Source organism: Methylomonas koyamae, from assembly GCF_019669905.1.
In the GTDB taxonomy this organism is placed as follows: Bacteria; Pseudomonadota; Gammaproteobacteria; order Methylococcales; family Methylomonadaceae; genus Methylomonas; species Methylomonas koyamae.
Genome location: NZ_AP019777.1, coordinates 70,480 through 86,826, shown reverse-complemented (window position 1 = coordinate 86,826; position 16,347 = coordinate 70,480). Strand labels below are relative to the sequence as shown.

Here is a 16,347-nt window from a genome sequence, read left to right as displayed (position 1 = left end):
AGGCGAACGCTATTTAAGGGCCGGGTTAATAATCGCCGGAGTTAAGCGACGTCTGAGCCTGCTGCACCGGCTTTTCCAGCAGTTCCAGACACAAGCCGCCGACTTTGGGCGTCCATAGTGCCGGGTTCTCGGGGAAGGGTTCGATACGGCCGGTACGGCGATAACCGCGGCGCTGGTAAAACTCGATCAATTCCCGCCGCTGCGGAATCACGGCCATGACAAAAATCCTGACCGGCCAGGTTCGTGCCGCCCATTGCTCGGCCTGCTGCAAAAGTTGTTTGCCGATACCCTGGCCCTGATGCGCCGGACTGACCGCCAACATGCCGATATGCACCTGCCCCGCGGCATGGCGCAAATGCACCGATCCCAAAAGTCGGTTTTGCCGTTTACAGGCCAAAATCAGCGAATCGGATTCGGCCAGCAAATCGAGAATCCCGGCGGCGTCGATTCGGCGGCCGTCGAGCAAGTCGGCTTCGGTGGTCCAGCCCAAGCGGCTGGCGTCGCCGCGGTAAGCCGAATTGACCAATTGCGCCAACGCCTCGGCGTCGGCCGCTTCCGCCCGGCTAAACTCCAATGCCACAGCCCGCTCCCGATCCGGTCGCCAATCAAGCCAACCAGGCTTTGATTTTGGCTTTGACGTCCGCTTTCAGTTGCTTGGCGAAGCGGTAAATGGCGGTCTCGGCGATTTTGCCATGCGCCCAACGCAGCCAACCGCTGACGGTATGGTAGATAAAGGCAATCGGCGTAAAAGTCAGCAGTTGCGGCTTGGTCAGGCTGAACACCCGCGCCACCAGCAAGGTACCCAGTAACTTGGCGAACAGTTCCAGCAAGATGCCTTGCAACAGCAGTCCGTGTACCAATAGCGATAGCGCCGCCAAATTGATCGGCGTGACGATCATTATCGGCACCGCAATCGCCAACAAGGCCATCGGCGGCGAGGTCCGGCTCAACCAGCGCTCGACGCTTTCCAGCCGCAACCACAGCGCCAGATAATGGCCGCACGCGGACAGAAAGTCCCACAGCCATTCCTCGATAATCAGCAGCACCGCAAGCAGCGTCAGCAACAGTTTTTTCATCGTCGTCATCCGGCAAAAAATTCAACCGCACTATACCGAAACGGGCTCGGAGTTGTCGCCGGAAACCGCCAGATACGAGGTAAACCAACTGGAACGGAATGCCCGCGATCAAAAACGCGGCGGGTTAACGCCGCCACGCCCCCGGCAACGGCCCGTTCTGATATTGCTCTTCCGTGCTGGAGGCACTAAAGTTGTGCTGTGCCGAAAATTCCTCATCTTATGCACGCTATCGTCATGCTGCCACCGCCGGAAAAATTGTTGGAAGTAATCAATCTGCAAACCGAAATCGCGCAATTGGGCTTGGATTTGGGCGGCGTGATGGCTCTGGTCGCGCAGCGGACGCTAGCGTTGTTGAGTGCGGAAGGCGCCGCCATCGAATTGGCCGAGGATGGCGACATGGTCTACCGGGCTTGCGCCGGCATTACCGCTCCCCATTTGGGATTGCGGTTGAAAATAGCGCAAAGCTTATCCGGCCTGGCGGTTACCGGCGGCAAGACCTTGGTTTGCGACGATGCCGAAACCGACGCTCGCGTCGACATCGCGGCCTGCCGGAAAATCGGTTTGCGTTCGATGTTGGTAGTGCCGTTGAACCACAAAGGCACCATCGTCGGCGTATTGAAGGCGGTGTCGGTGCAGCCCCATAAATTTAGCGAAATCGAGATCGGCCTGCTGCAACTGCTGTCCGAACAGGTGGCGGCGGCGATGTTTTTTGCGACCAAATACGATATCGACGATCTGTTTTATAAAGCGACGCACGACGATTTGACCGGACTGACCAACCGGTCTCTGTTCATGGACCGGCTCCGGGCTTTACTGTCGAGCCGCCAAGCGCAAACGATAGGCATCCTGATGATCGACATGGACGGCCTGAAGCAAGTCAACGATTCGTTCGGCCACCGGATCGGCGATGCGATCATTCGGGAGTTTTCCAACCGGTTGGGCACATCGTCCCGCATATCCGATACCGTTTCGCGTTTGGGCGGCGACGAATTCGGCGTGATTTTGCATCCGGTCGATTCCGGCGACGGCATTGCCGCGGCCGTCGCCCGGATCAATTCGGCCATCGCGGCGCCGTTTTCGTTCGAGAACAGGGGCTATGCGCTGTCCGCCAGTATCGGTTCCGCCCAGTTTCCCGACGATAGCGGCGATATCAATGCCTTGCTTGAGATTGCCGACCTGCGCATGTATCAAGCGAAGCGGCGTTACCGGCCGCAGCCGAACCCCACGACTGTCAGGGCTTGACGCCGGTCAAACCGGCGCGGCGCTGCGGTTTGGCGTCATTCCGCCTCGGCCGCATCTAACAGCGGGTTGCCGCCGGCCAGCAAGGCCTGGAATTGGCCGACCGACAGCGGCCGGCTCAACAGATAACCCTGGTAATGGCGGCAGCCGAAATTCCTCAGCAACGCCAATTGTTCCTGCGTTTCCACACCTTCGGCGATGACCTCCAAGCCTAATGTCTGCGCCATCGCGATAATGGTTTGGGTGATCGCCGCGGCGCTCGGGTCGCTGGCGATATCGCGGACAAAACTTTGGTCGATTTTCAATTGGTCCAGCGGCAAGCGCTTCAAGTAGGCCAGCGACGAATAACCGGTACCGAAATCGTCCAGCGAAAAGCGGATGCCCTGGTTTTTTAGCAAACGGATTTTTTCGATTGCATCCTCGGCCCGATTCAACAGCACGCTTTCGGTCAGCTCCAGTTTCAAGCGTTGCGACACCGACGGGTATTCGGCCAACAGCGCGCCGACCTTGGCGGTAAAGTCCTGTTGTTGAAACTGAATCGCACTGACGTTGACGGCCACCTCCAGCCGACCTAGCCGCGGATCGGACTGCCAGGCTGCAAGCCGGCGGCAAGCCTCGGCCAGCACCCAATCGCCCATTTCGATAATCGCCCCGTTTTCTTCCGCCAACGGGATGAATACCGCCGGCGAAACCATGCCGCGCCGCGGATGGTGCCAGCGGATCAAAGCCTCGGCGCCGGTGGCCAGCCCGCGGTCGTTGACCTGGACTTGGTAATAAAGCTCGAGTTGGTTGCCGCGTATTGCAGACAGCAAGTCGGCCTCCAATTCCAGCCGCTGCATCATCGCGGCTTGTATCCCCGGATCGAAGAAGCGGATGGTATTGCGGCCGGCGGTTTTGGCCTGGTACAACGAGGTTTCGGCATTTTTCAGCAGGCTTTCCAGGCTGTCGCCATGCGCCCGGAACAGGCTGATGCCGATGCTGAACGTCGCCAGCAAACCGCGCGAGTCGCATTGGTAAGGCGTTAGCAGCGCCTGCTGCGCCTTTTGGGCGATGGCTTCGGCCTGAATCGCCGCTTCCTGCTTCGATACCGACAACGGCCACAGCAGCAAGACAAATTCGTCGCCGCCGAAGCGGGCCACGGTATCGCCCTCCCGCACACAATGCTCCAGCCGGCGCGCGGTTTCGACCAGAATCTTGTCGCAGGTCTCGTAACCGTAAATGTCGTTGAGTTGCTTGAAATGGTCGAGGTTCAGCGTCAACAGCGCGCCGTATTGGCCGTTGTGGCTGGCCATCGCCATCGCTTGCTGAATGCGGTCGAGCAGCAATGCCCGGTTCGGCAGCCCGGTCAAGCCGTCGTGCAAAGCCAGAAAATCGGCGCGTTGGTCGGCCTGGCGTTTGTCGGCTATCAGTTGCGAGGTATGTTGATCGTAATGCCGGCACAGCAATATTGCCCTGGCCAAATGTGCCATGATCGGCTCGAACATCCGCGTCAGCGGCAGATGGGTTTCCGGCATGATCGGTGCCATCAGAATCACGACGCCGATGTCGGTTATCGGCAAGCGCAGAAACGCCCGGTAGCGGTCCGGACTCACCGGCAATCTGGAGAATAACGCGGCCCGGTCGTCTTCCCGAGCCGCCGGACCCAGCGCCAAGGCGGCGGGTAGCGTTATTCTGTCGCCGATGTGTTTGATTAATTGAAAATCGCCGATCGCGGCCAAAAGCGCCGCGTCCAGATAAGCCTCGCCGGCCGCTGCGCTCGGGACCAAATCAAGGCAAATGAAACCGGCCGGAAACGAGGTGAAATACAGCAGGCGTTGCAGGGTGCGGGTCAGCAGCGGCTGCAAACTGATCTCGCCGCCGATTGTCATCGCCATTTCGTACAAAACCGGAATGACGTCGTCGTGCCTCATGCGGGATTCGTCCAGGCGGCGCTAACCACGGTCGCGTTATGAAACAAAGGGTATCCCCACAGCGTGGTATCGCCGATTTCGCCCAACGCCAGACCGCCGGCGATGGCGGATGCTTGGCTCAAATTCCGAAAAATCGCCAATTCTTCGCCGGCGGCGGCCGCACCCAGATGTTGGCGGCGGCCGGCGCAATAAAACAGCAGCAACTCTTGACCGGCCGGATCGCCGCTGAGTTTGGACAATCCGCCGTGCAGGGTTTGCAAGGTATCCGGCGAATCGACTTGCGGTGCGTCCAATAGCGCCAACATCGAATGGGGCGGCACTTCGCCGATGCAGTACAGCGCGTTGTCCGCATCGAGCATGACCGGAATCCGCACCAAGGTCGTGTGGTTGGCGCGGAGAATGCCGAACGGAAAATGCACCGCGTATTGGTAAAAGTTATCGCGGGTAATCTCGACGCCGAACTTGGCTCGTACCAGTTCCTGGTAAACCTCGAATGCCGGCCGCCAATCGATATGGATGATCCGGTTGCGGTCGGTCGAAGTGGCCGGCAACGTTTCGGCTTCGCTGCGGTAGCCGTGCTCCAACACCGCGCCGAAATGCGGCTTCAGCAACATCGCCAACACGCCGCTGCCGATAATCCGCTGGTTGTCGAACAAGCAGGGCATGGCTTGAAAAGTCTCGCTGCCGGCATTGGCGCCGGCGTAATGCACGCGATTGGCCAGGCGCAGGTAAAGCTCGTCGAGCAGGGAACCGATGTTCGGCAGCAGCGCATCCAGCATTAAAAACAAGGTAGCCGGCACATCGTCTTCGAGATGGCGGCCGATATGGCCGGCAATGGTGTCGGCGGCCTCGGCCGCACCGATCCCGTCCTGCCGCGGTACCTCGAACAGCGCGGTGTAGGGCATCCGGTCGAAACGCAGCAGGCACAGGCCGTGACTGCGAAAATCGGTAGCGTAGACCAACTGCGGAAATATCGCGCCGCACAGCGGCAGACCGCAATCGTTACATAAGGCCTGCAATGCCGGAATCAGCGCCTTTTCGGCTTCCGGAAACAAAGCCAGCACCCCCATTTCCGGAAAAACCGCGCGCCATTCCGCCAACCGGCTTTCGATGGCGGGTAAATCGATTGAGGGAAAATAGGCAAAACTTCCCAGCCCCATTGTGCGTGCTCCATAACCGTTCCGGCGGAAAGCATACTTGGCGTAAGGGAAAATGTAAAAACCGGGAGCAGCACCGCGCTGGCTGGCGCACAGTTTTCGTGCAGCTTCGCCGGGGTGGCGCCGGTAATCGGCGGGAAATTGGGGATTCCGATTAAAAATCGCCAGTGGCGGCGAGCGGCCAAAAGCTGCCTGTTGGGCTTGCTTTCTGTATGCCTGGTTTGGAACCTATAACCCTCGATCAAAAGCTAATTGCATAATAGATGTAGGGTACGCACCGCGTACCATTCGAGCCATCATGGAGAGCAAAAGTCAGAAGGTACGCGGTGCGTACCCTACCGGGCTTGCGTAGCCTCGATGCAGCGTTAGCGGAATCGAGGGTGTCGCCCAATCCATCATCAGACTAGTCTCGGCAAATTTTAAGGGTGCTGGCCTTCGAATCCTCGATTCCATCGAGGCTACTTGCTGGTAATCGGCGGGGAATTGAACGTTTCGACGAAATCGCTACATGGTTCCAGTCCCTCCCCCGAGTGGCGCCGTCCGGCCAAAAGCGGACTGTTGGGCTTCCTTTCTGTATGTACGGTTCGGAGCCTGTAGCGCTTGATCGAATGCTAATTGCACATCAGATGTAGGGTACGCATCGCGTACCATTAAAGTCTTCATGGTAGCAAAAGCCAGAAGGTACGCGGTGCGTACCGGGCTCAAGCATTCTCCGCGAGCGCGCGTTTACCAGCAGACAACCGTTCGGCACGAGCACGACCGCGAAGATCTCCAAACGCCTCCAAGGCACTCTTGAACGGATCATCTGCGCCTTCCAATTCTGGCGCGTGGCAGGCGATGTACCAGAGCTGGAACACCGATTCCTCCATTGAGAGCTGCCCGAGATTTCTATGGCTTAGTATCTCGCCGAGATTCATGAGGGCGAAGAACGCCAACGACTCAGTATCTATTGGGTTTAGCTCCAAGGTCTTATCCGCATCGTCCTTGGCGTGCTTCAGGAAGTTCTGTGCTTAGCGCATGATGTTGAAGTACGTCTTCGGCGCAGGGTTGTTGGCGTCTTGCGCGAACTTGTCCCAGGACTTGTGGGACACCTGCTGCTCCACAAGATCGGTAAGGATATTCGAGGCGGCCCCGACGAGTGTATGCGCTGCGACTGGATCTCCGCTCTCAAAAATGAGTCGGATCGCCACCGCCAGTTGCCGCCGTGCAGCCTCGAGCTTTCCGAGCCGAATCAAGTCATTCATGTGAGGGACAACGTGGAGTTAACCGGTCTGCGCGGCTATTAACGCTGGTCCGATTGATCGCGGGGTTATGTTTCATCGGCAAATGAAAGAAGAGCCGAAACATTTCCTTGAAAATTGGCTTTGTAGTTCGGGTTATCACCAATGGGTACGTAGTGGTGATAGCACTGAACATCAATTTTTCGACCCGTGGCACAGCGGTAGCGAAACCAGGCTCGCTCGAAGAGCCAGCGCTTCCACCATGGAACAAACGGACGAAACGTCTCAACAGCGGTTTGGAGCGCAGGGAAGCGGGAACGAAGAAAGGAATCGATGTTCGCAGGCCATGACGACGCATTTGGATAGATGGGACCGAGCTCGGCCAACACAGCAGCCCGAAAGGCTGAACAAGCGGCCGCACGCCGCCCACGATGAACGGTCCGATAGGTGAGCCATGCACCAAAACAGGCAAGCAAGATGGCGCCAAAAACACCATTGGGATTGGACAAGAAATCGTCGATCATCTTTTCGTCAAGAATGCGCAAGGCTGATGGGATGAAACATAACTAAAATTAGCACTCCCAAATGACGCAAAACATTGCGTCATCCGGTTGGCTAAAAAATTAAAAACTGATAAATTAATTTGAATTTCAAATATATAGATAAATTTACCCTATCCTATTTCTCAAGCAAAATCCATCAATGAATCCGCCTTGAACCAAGCCCCGAACCGATTAGCAATAGCGTAATCGGAGGAGTGTTGATTTCGTAATATGCGATTATGCAAGCCAATCGCACCTGACATTTTGAATGGCGGCTTATTTATCTCTTTTGTCGTTTCAAATTTATCTTAATTGGTAGCTTGGGGTCGTTTGCGCCATTTCATCGCTTCCAAAAACTGTCATTCAACCCTGATGTAATCATATCCGAATCGACAGCCCGGTTTGAATTGCAATTGGTAGCGTTTTTTAAACGGAAAGGGTGGCTGATTTGACGTCGAATAAGCCAAGAATTGACGGCCCCGCGGCAATCGCCGAAGATCGAGCTTTTTTCGGGAGCCGCTCATGCCAGACCACGCTTTTGTTGTTTCCGCCGCCGGCGTGCGCATGCCGGGCATCCTGTACGGCACGGCCTGGAAACAGGAACGTACCGCCGCGCTAGTCGAGCAAGCTGTCGCCGCCGGGTTTCGCGGCATCGACACGGCCTGCCAACCCAAGCATTACGACGAAGCCGGCGTCGGCCGCGGCATTGCCGCCGCTTGCGCCAATTCGGGCGTTGCCCGCGCAGAGCTTTACCTGCAGACCAAATTCACGCCGCTGAACGGCCACGATCCGCAACGGATTCCTTACGACCCGCGCGCCGGGCTGGCGGAGCAGGTCGCGCAGTCGTTCGCGGTTTCGCTAAGCAATTTGCAAACCGATTATCTGGACGGTCTGGTGCTGCATTCGCCGCTGGCCGACCGCGGGCAGTTGCTGGAAGTCTGGCAAGCCATGGAAAGCTTGGCCGCGGCCGGCCAGGTGCGGCAGTTGGGTATCAGCAATTGTTACGATTTTGCGTTGTTCGAATATTTGTACCAAACCGCCACGGTCAAACCGGCCGTGATTCAAAACCGGTTTTATGCCGACACCGGCTACGACAAACCGATTCGCGCTTTCTGCCGGCAGCGGCAGATCGTCTACCAAAGTTTCTGGACCTTAACCGCCAACCCGCGCGTGCTGGCGCACCCGGCGGTAACCGCAGCCGCCGGCGCGCACGGCCGGACGCCGGCGCAAATATTTTTCCGCTATCTGCACCAGCACGGCGTCGTACCGCTGACCGGCACCAGCTCCGAGCAACATATGCGCGAGGATTTGGCGATCTTCGAATTTGCCCTTGATGCCGACGAATGCGCGGCCATTTCGGCGCTGTTTTGAGCGGATAGTCCGGCGCAGTTCATACCATAGTCGCGTTGCCTGCGGCGGCGACTCACTTATAATGCAAGACAACTTTTGCCTTCATCCCAGACCATGGCCTCAACTCGCCTGATTCGCCAACTCGCCGGCCTGTGCCTGACACTGGTATCGGCGTCCCCGGCGATGGCCGCCGACGATGACGCCGATGCGCTGGACAGCACCAGCGAGTTGTTGTCCTTGAGTTGGGACGAATTGACCGAGCTGAAGGTATCCGGTCTGGCCCGCCAGGCGCAAACCGTCAAAGACACGCCGGCCGCGGCGTTTGTGATCAGTGCCGAGGATATCCGCCGTTCCGGCGCCACCAGCCTGCCGGAATTGTTGCGCATGGCGCCGGGCATGGCCGTAGCCAGGGTCAATAGTTGGAACTGGGGCGTCAGCGCCCGCGGCTTCAACGACCTCTACGCCAACAAACTGCAGGTCATGGTTGACGGCCGCAGCATTTACGACCCGCTGATCAGCGGCGTGTATTGGGGCCAGCACATTCCGCTGCTGCAAAACATCGAGCGGATCGAAGTGCTGCGCGGCCCCAGCGGCAGTTTGTGGGGCGCGAATGCGGTGAACGGCGCGATCAACATCGTCACCCGTTCGGCGGCCGACACCGAGGGCGGCCTGCTCACGGCCGGCGGCGGCACCGAGGAACGCGGCTTCGGCGGCGTCCGTTACGGGCAAAAGCTGTCCGAGTCGACTTACTTGCGCGGTTCGGTCAATGCCGTGGTGCGCGACGCCAGCGTCGATATGGCCGGCGTGCACAACACCCACGATACCGGCGATGCCGAGTCCGCCAACTTCCGCCTGGACAGCCAACTGAGCGAACGCGACCAGTTAATGCTGGAAGCCACCGTCACCCGTTACCGGCTGCAGGGTTTTTTGACCGGCGTGTCGTCGGCCACGCCGCCGTACTGGCGCCAGGACGACTTCGGCAAGGACGGCGTATCCGGCAGCCTGCAAGGCAACTGGACCCACCAATTCGACGGCGAGCGGGAATTGCGGGTCAACATGGCCTTCACCCAGACCGACTGGCAGATGGCCACCAACCGCATGAGCCGCTCGCATTACAATCTGGACATCCAGCACAGCCAGCCGTTATTCGGCAACCACCGTTTAATGTGGGGCTTGAATTACCAGATTATCGACGACCGTTTCGACAACTCGCTGACGCTGGGCTTCGAGCCGGACCGGTTTACCCAACACAACATCGGCCTGTTCGCCCAGGACAACATCGAGTTGCTGGACAATCTGCAATTAACCTTGGGCAACCGCGTCGAACACTTCACTTACACCGGCTGGGAAACCGAACCCAACGCCCGGCTAATCTGGACCCCGCACAAACGCCACCGGCTGTGGGCCGGGGTATCGCGGGCGGTGGCGCTGCCCAACCGCGCCCAGCAGAGCATCCGGCTGTTTCTGCCGGTTCCGGGCCAACAATCGTTGTTTTTTCTGGCCGACGCCAACCAGGACATGCGCACCGAAAACGTGGTGGCCTACGAGCTGGGCTGGCGCTGGCAGATTAGCAACCGGCTCGACTTGGACAGCACCCTGTTCTACAACGTTTACGACCGGATCCAGGGCGTCAAGGTCGCCGGCTTTACCGGCAATGCCCAGGCGCCGGGCTTTCCATTGCCGATTCTCGACCTCAGCGTCGGCAATTACCGGCACGTGAAAAGTTACGGCCTGGAGCTGGCCGCCAACTACCGGGTCAGCCACGATTGGCGCCTGCAAGCTTCCTATACCGGCATCCGCTTCGACAACGAAGCCGACAACCGGCAACCCTGGTTTCTGGACCCGTTGGCCGAGGAATCGGTCAATCCGCAGCACAGCTTGTCGCTGCGTTCGATGCTGGATTTAACCGACGATATCGAACTGGACGCCTGGCTGCGTTACGTGGACCGCATCACCGTCAACCAAACCCGGATTCCGGATTACGTTTCGCTGGACCTGCGGCTGGGCTGGCACCCGGCCAAGAACCTGGAGCTGTCGCTGGTCGGGCAAAATCTGCTGGACGGCCAGCGTCCGGAATTCAACGACGCGTTGTACATCCCGGTTTCCAGCCAGGTGCAACGCGGCTATCTGGCGCAAATATCCTGGCGCTTTTAGGCTTGAGCGACACGATGCGCGTTTTTCTATATACGCTACTCAGCCTCTGCGTTTGGCTAAGCGCTGCGGCCGCCGCAGCGGCGGAATCCGCGGCCGGCGACCGGGAATTTCAACTGAAAACCGCCTATCTGTTCCACTTCGCCGAATTGACGCGCTGGCCGGAGCCGCGGCCCATCGTCATCTGTTTGCGCGGCGCCAGCCCGCTGCGCAAATTTCTACCGGTTTTGGAAGGGCAAACCATAGACGGCGCGCCGGTGCACGTCGCTGTCGAAGCCAACGCCGGCATCGGCGGCTGCAGCATTTTGTTCCTGGCCGAAAACGGCTTATTGACCACGGACGTCGCCGAGCAAGCGCGGGCCGGACACGTGTTGCTGGTCGGCGATAGCGACGGCTTCGCCGCCGCCGGCGGCATGGTGCAATTCAGCTTGCGCGATAATAAGTTGAAATTGGTGGTAAATTTAGCGCCGGTAAAATCCGCCCATTTAACATTGAGTTCCAAATTGCTTCGGATGGCCGAACTAATAGAATGACCGCCTCGACTCAACCGCGTATCTCCATCAGCCGCAAACTCGGCAATATCCTGCGCCTGATGGTAATGCTAAGTTTGATGGTGGCCACGGCGTCGCTGACGGTGCGCGAATACGGCGCGTTACAACAGGCCATCGGCTACAAATTGCAGCTTACCGCCAGCATGATCGGCCAAAACAGCAGTTTCGCGCTGCTGTTCGACGATGCCCAGACGGCACAGGAAATTCTGGACGCGCTGGCCCACGATCCGGACATCATTTCCGGCCAAATTCAGAACACCGCCGGCAAAACCCTGGTCAGCTACCGCAAACCGGCGTCGGCCTGGCACGGCTGGTGGCCCGAGCAAATCGCCAAAACCCGCTCGATCACTCAACCGATTCTGCACAAGAACCAGCAGGTGGTCGGCTATATCACGCTGGAAGCCAGCCTGAAACAGAGCTACCACACCTTGTTGTTCAATGCGCTACTCAACGCCGGCATTATTCTGATCGCCTTGAGCGTGGTCGGCTTATACGTGCAGCGCCTGCAACGCTCGTTTTTGCGGCCGATCCTGCGGCTGGCGGAAACCGCGCGCCAGATCGAACGGGACCAGGATTACAGCCGGCGCTCGGTTTACGCCGGCAACGACGAAATCAGCGATCTGGCCGAGGCCTTCAACAACATGCTGGCCCAGACCGAAGCCCACGAAGCCGAGCTGGAAATCCAGGTGCAGACCCGGACCCGGGAACTGGAAGCCGCCAAGCTGGAAGCCGAATCGGCCAACCAGGCCAAAAGCCAATTCCTGGCCAATATGAGCCACGAGATCCGCACGCCGATGAACGCCATCGTCGGCTTGGTCGAACTGTGCCTGAACAGCCCGTTGAACGTTAAGCAGCGCGAATATCTGTTGCGGGTGGAATCGTCGGCACATTCGCTGATGGCGTTGATCGACGACATCCTCGACTTTTCCAAAATGGAAGCCGGCAAGATGCAGTTGGAGACGATCCCGTTTTTATTGGAAGAAACGCTGGAACACGTGTTCTCGACCATGCTGCAGCTCAGCGCCAAAAAAGGCATCCGCCTGATCCGGCCCGAGCAAACCGACGCTTACCATGCCGTGATCGGCGATCCGCAGCGCTTGCGGCAGATTTTTATCAATCTGGTCGGCAACGCGATCAAATTTACCGAGCGCGGCGAAGTCCGGGTCGCCGTCACCGAGTTGCAGCGCGATGCGGTAACGGTGCGCCTGCAGTTCGCCATCAGCGATACCGGCATCGGCATTACCGCCGAACAGCAACACAAACTGTTCCAGGCATTCAGCCAGGGCGACAGCAGCGTGACCCGCAATTACGGCGGCACCGGCCTGGGTTTGATCATTTCCAAACAATTGATCGAACAGATGCACGGCAGTATCCGGGTCGATAGCCGGCCCAACATCGGCTCCACCTTTACCTTCGACGTGCTGCTCGGCGTCACCGACTTGGCCACGATCCGCAATTTCCAGATGCGCCGCCACCGCAGCAGTTTCGAACCCGAGCGGTTGCGGCCGTTGCACGGCAGCCGGGTACTGCTAGCCGAAGACAACGAAATCAACCGCATCGTCGCGGTGGAATTACTGGAACAAGCCCAAATTCAGGTGGATGTGGCCGAAAACGGCGAAATTGCGCTGCAAAAGCTGCGAGCCGGCCGTTACGACTGCGTGTTGATGGACGTGCAGATGCCGGTGATGGACGGCTACCAGGCCACGCGTTTGCTCCGGCAAATGCCGTCCTGCTTGAAGCTGCCGGTGATTGCGATGACCGCCAACGTCATGCACGGCGACCAGCAATTATGCGCCGAAGCCGGCATGAACGATTTCATCGGCAAACCGATCCTGCCGGCGACATTGTACGAGGCCTTGCTGAAATGGATCGCACCGCCGACGGCAGGCCGAACCGCCACTACCCAGCCGCCGGCCTGAGCGCCGGCTTATTTCCCCCAAGGCATCACCGGTACCGTCGACACGCTGTTGGCCGGCGCGCCTTCGATCACCTTGCGGCTGATCGCCAGATAGACCAGCGTGTTGTGTTTGGCGTCCCACAAGCGGGTAATGTTGGTGGATTTGAACAATAACGACGTGCTTTCCGAAAATACGGTTTCCTCGGCCGGCAATTTGGCCGGTAACGCAATCGGGCCGATCTGGCGGCAGGCCAGCGAGAACTGCGACGGATCTTCCGCCAGCCCCAAGCCGCCGGAGATGCCGCCGGTTCTGGCCTGGCTGATATGGCAAATCACGTTCGGAATTTTCGGGTCTTCGAACACATCGACGCAGACTTTGTGGTTGGCGCCGATCAATTTCCAGGCCGTGGTCACGCAGCCTACTTCGTCGGCGATTGCCGGTGCGGCCGCGCCGACGATCAAGCCGCAAGCGATGCGGCCGCCATATTTCAGTAATTTTTCGAACATAAAATTCTCCGCTGGATTCGAGGAAACGGGCAGGCGCTTCAGGGTAGCAAGCGCCAATCGCTAAAACAAGCGGCCTGGCCGTAGTAGCGCCGCCATCGGTCGTAAACGTTCCAAACCACCGCGTGTTCGATCAGAAACCGCTTGCCGGACTTGGCGATGCGCACGCCGGAATAGTCGTCGATATAACCGCGGCCGGACACTTGCGCCAACAAGCGCTCGCGTTCCTCGCGGTTGACCGGCTCCGCCGAAAAGCGCGACGGCAGGCCGACCAATTCCGACCACTCGAATTCGAATAATGCCAAGGCTTGGCGGTTGCCGTAGTTGAATAGCGGGTCGGCATCGGCCGTGTGCGACAGCAGCACGAATTCCGCGTTAAAGGCGGCTTCGGCCAGCGACTGGCCTGGCAACGGCGCCAGTAATGGCATACCGAGCAACTCCCGGTAACTGTCCAGTACCAGGCCGATATGCCGGCTATGAAAATCGTTGGCTGGGTTGGGAACGGTTAGATCGAGCATTTCGGATATCTCTAGTCAAACGCCAGGGCGGTAGAGTTCTTTTTTGTAGACGGCGCTGATCCTGTTGCCATCCCAGACGTAACAATAATGCGCCCCCTGTTTGACCGGAGACAACAAACGCGGTTTGAACACCGCGACGCATTCGCCGCCGGCGTTGCGTACGCTGGAATAGGCAATCCCATTCGAACCGTCAGCGCGCAATTGCGTGGCCAAGGCCTGCGCCGCGGCATAATGCCCGGTATCGCTGGCGTAAATATCCGGCAGTTCGGTTTGTTTCCCGCGAATGTCGTGCAGTTCGGCGTCCAGATCCGAGGCGTAGGAACGCATGTCGATCTCGATTGGCGCTTGCCGGGTCGCCGCCAAAAAGCGGGCGCGATGGAAAGCGGTCTCGGCGATTGCGGTATCGATATCCTTGGCCGCGTAATAAACGCCGAAACTGCCGTCGGAGAAGCGGCTGCCTTCCGGATTCAAATGGGTAAAGGCGGCCATGATAGGTGTGGTGCCGGGTCCGGAGATTCTATCCTCCGCCGCCACCAACCGAATTTCGCCGGCCTCGTCGCGCAGACGGTCGTTGGTCAAGGCCTCGATTGCGAACACCACGTCCAGATCGGCCGGATCGGCCACCCGGTCGAACAATCCGGTCGGCGGAAACCGGCTGGGCACCAGCCGCCAACACGGCCGCCAGTCTATCCGCGCCGTTGCGATTGGCCTCATGCCCATCCGCACTGGGCATCCAGATATTGGCGTACCACGTATAAATCCGCGACCCGGCCCGACAACATGCGCTGCAACGCGCTTTGCCCGGAAAACGGCGCGGCCTGATTGGCTTGCTGCAACCAGGCGTCGGCGGCCTCGGCTTGCGGCAGTAGAATTTGCAGGGCTTTATAGATGCCGAAAATATAAGACAGCCGCTCCAGCTTGTCCGGATTCAGGCTGGCGCTTTCCGGGCTTTTTTTCCATTTGAAATAAGTGCTGCGCGAATCCAGTCCCAGCAGCGTCATGGCCTGCTCGGCATTCAGCCGCCAGGCGTCGGCGATATTGAAAAAGGTGCGTAACGCGGCCCCCGCTACGACGGCAGTGTCGGCTGGTAATGCTGTTCGTGCGGTCGATAACATAAGCCCTCCATACAACTCATTTAAACTTTATGTAAAAATAAGTCTATTTATGGACTATGTCAATCCTAATTTGCCGACTCTGCGGATATACAAAAACCGGTATTTTTTGGTTTCAGACGAAAGTAATCGAGTATCGAAGCGGGCCGGCAAATTAGAAAGCGCCACTCAACGCCAGCGCCGCCTTCGCCAGACGCTCTCCCAATACCCAGCACAAGCGTTGCTCGTGCTCGGTCAGTTCGGCGTCGGCTTCGGAACAGTGGCTGGGGCCGTAGGGTGTGCCGCCGCTGACGGTTTCCCGCAGCGCGATTTCGTTGCAGGGCAGGCTCAGCAATAGCATGCCGTGGTGCATCAACGGCAACATCATCGACAACAGCGTGGTTTCGTGGCCGCCGTGCATGCTGCCGGTCGAGGTGAACACGCCGGCCGGCTTGCCCGACAGCGCGCCGGAAAACCACAATGGCGTCGAGCTATCCAGGAAATACTTCAATGCCGCCGCCATATTGCCGAAATGGGTCGGACTGCCCAGCGCCAAGCCGTCGCAGCCTTCCAGATCGTTTAACGTCGCATACGGCGCGCCGCTGTCGGGAATGATGTCGGCGACTTTTTCCGATACTGCCGACACCTCCGGCACGGTGCGCAGTAACGCTTCGGCGCCGGCCACCGACTCGACGCCGCGGGCGATATGCTGCGCCATCCGCGCCGTGCCGCCGTCGCGGCTGTAATACAGGATCAGGATTTTCGCCATTACAGGATACTCAACACGGCTTCGGGCGGACGGCCGATGGCGGCTTTGCCGTCTTTCAACACGATAGGCCGTTCGATCAATTTCGGAATTCTGACCATGGCCTCGATCAACTCGGCGTCGCTCAACGACTTGTCGTCCAAACCGTTTTCCTTGTATTCGGGTTCCTTGGTGCGCATCAAATCGCGCGGTTTCAGCCCCAGTTTTTGCAAAATATCCTGCAATTCGGCGGCGGTCGGCGGGGTTTTCAGATATTCGACCACTTCGGGCTGGATATTATTGGCTTCCAATAGCTTCAAGGTATCCCGGGATTTGCCGCAACGCGGGTTGTGGTAGATTTTCACGCTCATGCTTCGCACCTGTATCGCAATGGGT

Annotated in this window: 18 protein-coding genes; 5 read left to right on the top strand and 13 right to left on the bottom strand. The window is 58.6% G+C overall.

The window, feature by feature from the left end:
- Nucleotides 1–25 precede the first annotated feature (25 nt).
- Together MKFW12EY_RS00410 and MKFW12EY_RS00405 are read right to left on the bottom strand one after the other, a co-directional pair.
- A complete protein-coding gene (locus MKFW12EY_RS00410; protein WP_221053809.1) occupies nucleotides 26–580 on the bottom strand; it encodes a GNAT family N-acetyltransferase in 555 nt (184 codons plus the stop codon).
- Between the two features lie 25 nt (nucleotides 581–605).
- A complete protein-coding gene (locus tag MKFW12EY_RS00405) occupies nucleotides 606–1,076 on the bottom strand; it encodes a hypothetical protein (protein ID WP_054763321.1) in 471 nt (156 codons plus the stop codon).
- Between the two features lie 219 nt (nucleotides 1,077–1,295).
- Between MKFW12EY_RS00405 and MKFW12EY_RS00400 the strand changes: the two genes are divergently transcribed.
- The gene (locus MKFW12EY_RS00400) at nucleotides 1,296–2,318 is read left to right on the top strand and encodes a sensor domain-containing diguanylate cyclase (RefSeq protein WP_221053808.1); all 1,023 of its coding nucleotides are present in this window, start codon (nucleotides 1,296–1,298) and stop codon (nucleotides 2,316–2,318) included.
- Nucleotides 2,319–2,353: 35 nt separating this feature from the next.
- Here MKFW12EY_RS00400 and MKFW12EY_RS00395 read toward each other — a convergent pair whose 3' ends face one another.
- The 5 genes from MKFW12EY_RS00395 to MKFW12EY_RS00375 all read right to left on the bottom strand — a co-directional run bounded on the left by MKFW12EY_RS00395 (nucleotide 2,354) and on the right by MKFW12EY_RS00375 (nucleotide 7,126).
- Entirely contained in the window at nucleotides 2,354–4,225 is a 1,872-nt protein-coding gene (locus MKFW12EY_RS00395) for a putative bifunctional diguanylate cyclase/phosphodiesterase (RefSeq protein ID WP_221053807.1), read from the bottom strand.
- Entirely contained in the window at nucleotides 4,222–5,385 is a 1,164-nt protein-coding gene (locus tag MKFW12EY_RS00390; RefSeq protein ID WP_054763325.1) for an FIST signal transduction protein, read from the bottom strand. Before MKFW12EY_RS00390 ends, MKFW12EY_RS00395 begins: the two co-directional genes overlap by 4 nt.
- A 698-nt stretch (nucleotides 5,386–6,083) precedes the next feature.
- Nucleotides 6,084–6,347, bottom strand: a complete 264-nt coding sequence (locus MKFW12EY_RS00385) for a hypothetical protein (protein WP_054763326.1) — start codon at nucleotides 6,345–6,347, stop codon at nucleotides 6,084–6,086.
- Nucleotides 6,348–6,392: 45 nt separating this feature from the next.
- The gene (locus MKFW12EY_RS00380) at nucleotides 6,393–6,626 is read right to left on the bottom strand and encodes a hypothetical protein (protein ID WP_054763327.1); all 234 of its coding nucleotides are present in this window, start codon (nucleotides 6,624–6,626) and stop codon (nucleotides 6,393–6,395) included.
- A gap of 65 nt (nucleotides 6,627–6,691) precedes the next feature.
- Nucleotides 6,692–7,126, bottom strand: a complete 435-nt coding sequence (locus MKFW12EY_RS00375) for a hypothetical protein (protein ID WP_157199547.1) — start codon at nucleotides 7,124–7,126, stop codon at nucleotides 6,692–6,694.
- Between the two features lie 540 nt (nucleotides 7,127–7,666).
- On the opposite strand from MKFW12EY_RS00375, the gene MKFW12EY_RS00370 reads away from it, so the two are divergent.
- The 4 genes from MKFW12EY_RS00370 to MKFW12EY_RS00355 all read left to right on the top strand — a co-directional run bounded on the left by MKFW12EY_RS00370 (nucleotide 7,667) and on the right by MKFW12EY_RS00355 (nucleotide 13,115).
- Entirely contained in the window at nucleotides 7,667–8,515 is an 849-nt protein-coding gene (locus tag MKFW12EY_RS00370; RefSeq protein ID WP_221053806.1) for an aldo/keto reductase family protein, read from the top strand.
- Nucleotides 8,516–8,608: 93 nt separating this feature from the next.
- Nucleotides 8,609–10,648 (top strand): TonB-dependent receptor plug domain-containing protein, encoded by a 2,040-nt coding sequence (locus tag MKFW12EY_RS00365; protein ID WP_221053805.1) that lies wholly within the window; start codon nucleotides 8,609–8,611, stop codon nucleotides 10,646–10,648.
- Nucleotides 10,649–10,662: 14 nt separating this feature from the next.
- On the top strand, nucleotides 10,663–11,178 hold the full coding sequence (locus tag MKFW12EY_RS00360) for a YfiR family protein (RefSeq protein ID WP_221053804.1): 516 nt from the start codon (nucleotides 10,663–10,665) through the stop codon (nucleotides 11,176–11,178).
- Nucleotides 11,175–13,115 carry an ATP-binding protein gene (locus MKFW12EY_RS00355; RefSeq protein WP_221053803.1) on the top strand — a complete coding sequence of 647 codons (1,941 nt, stop codon included), beginning with the start codon at nucleotides 11,175–11,177 and terminating at the stop codon, nucleotides 13,113–13,115. The genes MKFW12EY_RS00360 and MKFW12EY_RS00355 overlap by 4 nt, the downstream gene beginning before the upstream one ends.
- A gap of 8 nt (nucleotides 13,116–13,123) precedes the next feature.
- Here the strand turns inward: MKFW12EY_RS00355 and MKFW12EY_RS00350 are convergent, their stop codons facing one another.
- The 6 genes from MKFW12EY_RS00350 to arsC all read right to left on the bottom strand — a co-directional run bounded on the left by MKFW12EY_RS00350 (nucleotide 13,124) and on the right by arsC (nucleotide 16,322).
- Nucleotides 13,124–13,600, bottom strand: a complete 477-nt coding sequence (locus tag MKFW12EY_RS00350; RefSeq protein ID WP_054759161.1) for a CreA family protein — start codon at nucleotides 13,598–13,600, stop codon at nucleotides 13,124–13,126.
- Nucleotides 13,601–13,638: 38 nt separating this feature from the next.
- Entirely contained in the window at nucleotides 13,639–14,115 is a 477-nt protein-coding gene (locus MKFW12EY_RS00345; RefSeq protein WP_221053802.1) for an MEKHLA domain-containing protein, read from the bottom strand.
- A 15-nt stretch (nucleotides 14,116–14,130) separates the two neighbouring features.
- Nucleotides 14,131–14,829, bottom strand: a complete 699-nt coding sequence (locus MKFW12EY_RS00340; protein WP_054759163.1) for an RES family NAD+ phosphorylase — start codon at nucleotides 14,827–14,829, stop codon at nucleotides 14,131–14,133.
- A complete protein-coding gene (locus MKFW12EY_RS00335; protein ID WP_054759165.1) occupies nucleotides 14,826–15,230 on the bottom strand; it encodes an MbcA/ParS/Xre antitoxin family protein in 405 nt (134 codons plus the stop codon). Before MKFW12EY_RS00335 ends, MKFW12EY_RS00340 begins: the two co-directional genes overlap by 4 nt.
- A gap of 151 nt (nucleotides 15,231–15,381) precedes the next feature.
- Nucleotides 15,382–15,975, bottom strand: coding sequence for an NAD(P)H:quinone oxidoreductase (gene wrbA / locus MKFW12EY_RS00330; protein ID WP_054759167.1), 594 nt, complete (start codon nucleotides 15,973–15,975; stop codon nucleotides 15,382–15,384).
- Nucleotides 15,975–16,322 carry an arsenate reductase (glutaredoxin) gene (gene arsC, locus MKFW12EY_RS00325; RefSeq protein ID WP_054759169.1) on the bottom strand — a complete coding sequence of 116 codons (348 nt, stop codon included), beginning with the start codon at nucleotides 16,320–16,322 and terminating at the stop codon, nucleotides 15,975–15,977. The genes wrbA and arsC overlap by 1 nt, the downstream gene beginning before the upstream one ends.
- Nucleotides 16,323–16,347: the final 25 nt, after the last annotated feature.

What these genes read in the sequence shown, in the direction of transcription:
- MKFW12EY_RS00370 (WP_221053806.1), top strand. Translation starts at nt 7,667, where the DNA reads ATGCCAGACCACGCTTTTGTTGTTTCCGCCGCCGGCGTGCGCATGCCG.
- wrbA (WP_054759167.1), bottom strand. Translation starts at nt 15,975, where the DNA reads ATGGCGAAAATCCTGATCCTGTATTACAGCCGCGACGGCGGCACGGCG.
- MKFW12EY_RS00335 (WP_054759165.1), bottom strand. Translation starts at nt 15,230, where the DNA reads ATGTTATCGACCGCACGAACAGCATTACCAGCCGACACTGCCGTCGTA.
- MKFW12EY_RS00360 (WP_221053804.1), top strand. Translation starts at nt 10,663, where the DNA reads ATGCGCGTTTTTCTATATACGCTACTCAGCCTCTGCGTTTGGCTAAGC.
- MKFW12EY_RS00345 (WP_221053802.1), bottom strand. Translation starts at nt 14,115, where the DNA reads ATGCTCGATCTAACCGTTCCCAACCCAGCCAACGATTTTCATAGCCGG.
- MKFW12EY_RS00400 (WP_221053808.1), top strand. Translation starts at nt 1,296, where the DNA reads ATGCACGCTATCGTCATGCTGCCACCGCCGGAAAAATTGTTGGAAGTA.
- MKFW12EY_RS00340 (WP_054759163.1), bottom strand. Translation starts at nt 14,829, where the DNA reads ATGAGGCCAATCGCAACGGCGCGGATAGACTGGCGGCCGTGTTGGCGG.
- MKFW12EY_RS00350 (WP_054759161.1), bottom strand. Translation starts at nt 13,600, where the DNA reads ATGTTCGAAAAATTACTGAAATATGGCGGCCGCATCGCTTGCGGCTTG.
- MKFW12EY_RS00390 (WP_054763325.1), bottom strand. Translation starts at nt 5,385, where the DNA reads ATGGGGCTGGGAAGTTTTGCCTATTTTCCCTCAATCGATTTACCCGCC.
- MKFW12EY_RS00355 (WP_221053803.1), top strand. Translation starts at nt 11,175, where the DNA reads ATGACCGCCTCGACTCAACCGCGTATCTCCATCAGCCGCAAACTCGGC.
- MKFW12EY_RS00365 (WP_221053805.1), top strand. Translation starts at nt 8,609, where the DNA reads ATGGCCTCAACTCGCCTGATTCGCCAACTCGCCGGCCTGTGCCTGACA.
- MKFW12EY_RS00380 (WP_054763327.1), bottom strand. Translation starts at nt 6,626, where the DNA reads ATGAATGACTTGATTCGGCTCGGAAAGCTCGAGGCTGCACGGCGGCAA.
- MKFW12EY_RS00405 (WP_054763321.1), bottom strand. Translation starts at nt 1,076, where the DNA reads ATGAAAAAACTGTTGCTGACGCTGCTTGCGGTGCTGCTGATTATCGAG.
- MKFW12EY_RS00375 (WP_157199547.1), bottom strand. Translation starts at nt 7,126, where the DNA reads ATGATCGACGATTTCTTGTCCAATCCCAATGGTGTTTTTGGCGCCATC.
- MKFW12EY_RS00395 (WP_221053807.1), bottom strand. Translation starts at nt 4,225, where the DNA reads ATGAGGCACGACGACGTCATTCCGGTTTTGTACGAAATGGCGATGACA.
- arsC (WP_054759169.1), bottom strand. Translation starts at nt 16,322, where the DNA reads ATGAGCGTGAAAATCTACCACAACCCGCGTTGCGGCAAATCCCGGGAT.